Source organism: Methylobacterium sp. V23, assembly GCF_002917135.1.
GTDB lineage: Bacteria > Pseudomonadota > Alphaproteobacteria > Rhizobiales > Beijerinckiaceae > Methylobacterium.
Genome location: NZ_PDHT01000112.1, coordinates 1 through 1518, shown reverse-complemented (window position 1 = coordinate 1518; position 1518 = coordinate 1). Strand labels below are relative to the sequence as shown.

General features: G+C 64.4%; 3 protein-coding genes. All 3 read right to left on the bottom strand.

Annotated elements, in window-relative coordinates; genetic code table 11:
- Nucleotides 1–520 (bottom strand): IS5 family transposase (locus tag CRT23_RS27480; RefSeq protein ID WP_146056565.1); only part of this gene is annotated, 520 nt, incomplete at its 3' end.
- Nucleotides 521–609: 89 nt separating this feature from the next.
- On the bottom strand, nt 610–1203 hold the full coding sequence (locus CRT23_RS27475) for a MucR family transcriptional regulator (protein WP_103712629.1): 594 nt from the start codon (nt 1201–1203) through the stop codon (nt 610–612).
- Nucleotides 1204–1265: 62 nt separating this feature from the next.
- A partial coding sequence (locus CRT23_RS28995; RefSeq protein WP_210202117.1) for a hypothetical protein occupies nt 1266–1518 on the bottom strand: 253 nt, incomplete at its 5' end.

The following is a 1518-nucleotide window of genomic DNA, read 5'->3' as shown; positions in this document are numbered from 1 at the left end:
GCAGCACCGGTCCGGCCCCATCGCGATCCTGCACGTCGGCGGGCTGTGGGTCGAGCACAAGAGCGCGCCCGTCCGTGTCGACCAGGGCCTGACGCTTGCGGCCTTTGATCTTCTTTCCGGCGTCGTAGCCCCGCGGGCCACCGCTCTCGGTGGTCTTCACGCTCTGGCTATCGAGTACCGCGGCGGTAGGTGAGGCATGCCGACCAGCCCGCTCGCGGTCCACCATGACAAGGTGATGGTTGATCCGGCCGAACAGCCCGTCGTCGCGCCAGCGCGCGAAGTCGCCGAACGTCGTGCTGCGTGGAGGCAGGTCCTTCGGGATCAGCCGCGAGGCGATACCGCCTCGCAGCACATAGAAGATGGCGTTCAGGACCTCCCGCGTCGTCCAGACTGGCGGGCGGCCACATGGCGCCGGCTCCGGCATCAGAGGTGCGATCACCGCCCACTCGGCATCTGTCAGGTCGGTTTCATAGCGCAGGCCCGCACGGCTATGCTGCCGCCGGGTGGTCGGGGTCCACATGGCAGATCCAGGTCAGGTTTCAGCACCCTCTTGGAATCACTGCCATCCCGGCCACTCAACCCTGCCTCAGACCCTTATCGGACCGGCTCTTAGGGTTCTACGCCATCCTCGTCGAACGGCTCGCGGGTAATCTCTTCCTCGAAAGCATCGGCTATATCTTCTTGCTCAGGATCTGGGATCGAGTCCTGCGTCACTGATTGCTCTGCGTCAGCCGAGGGATTGTCTCTGTCTGTGGACCCGTCGCCCGCCGCAGAGGAGGGCGCCTCAGGCGCAGCACTCCGCGACCTGCCTAAGCCCAGATCACGCGCGAGCTGCGAGCGCTGGGCTGAGTAGGCCGAGGCGGTCATCGGGTAATCGACAGGAAGGCCCCACTTGGCCCGGTAGGCCTCCGGTGTGAGGCCGAGCCGGGCGAGGTGCCGGCGCAGCGTCTTGTACGCCTTGTCGTCCTCGAAGCTGATCAAACCGTTAGGCTGGATTGAGCGCCAGATCTCAGCCGACGTCAGCACGCGCTGCTGCTCAGCGGGCTGGGCATTCTTGGATGTGAGCCCCTGAAGGCTCGCATGAACGCCCCTAATCAACCCCGGAAGTTCGGCGGCCGGGAGATGATTGCCTGCGGCAAAGGCCGTGACGATCTGCGTGGTGAGCTCTACCAGATCGTCCTGTTCGCCAGCTTCGATGGCCATCCGTGCTCCTTGAGACCTGAACCTCACGAGGGTCAGGTATCACGGAAACCAGGGCTATCAAGTCACCAGAGGGCCCGAGGAAGCCGACGCTTGCAGCGCTCGCCCGGCTTCAAGGTGGCGACCTGCTGCGTCCGCCGTGCGGAACGTACCTGCGGCGCGAAAGAAAGCGCGACTGCGGTGGCATCAGCTTCAGCAATAGCGTCAACAACCGAAGGGGCGACTTGCTGTTGCGCCTGTGCTTTGTCTGCGACCAGCATAGCTTCATCAGCCATTGCCGAGATCTTCGTACGCTTGGCAGGCACCTTCACCCGACGC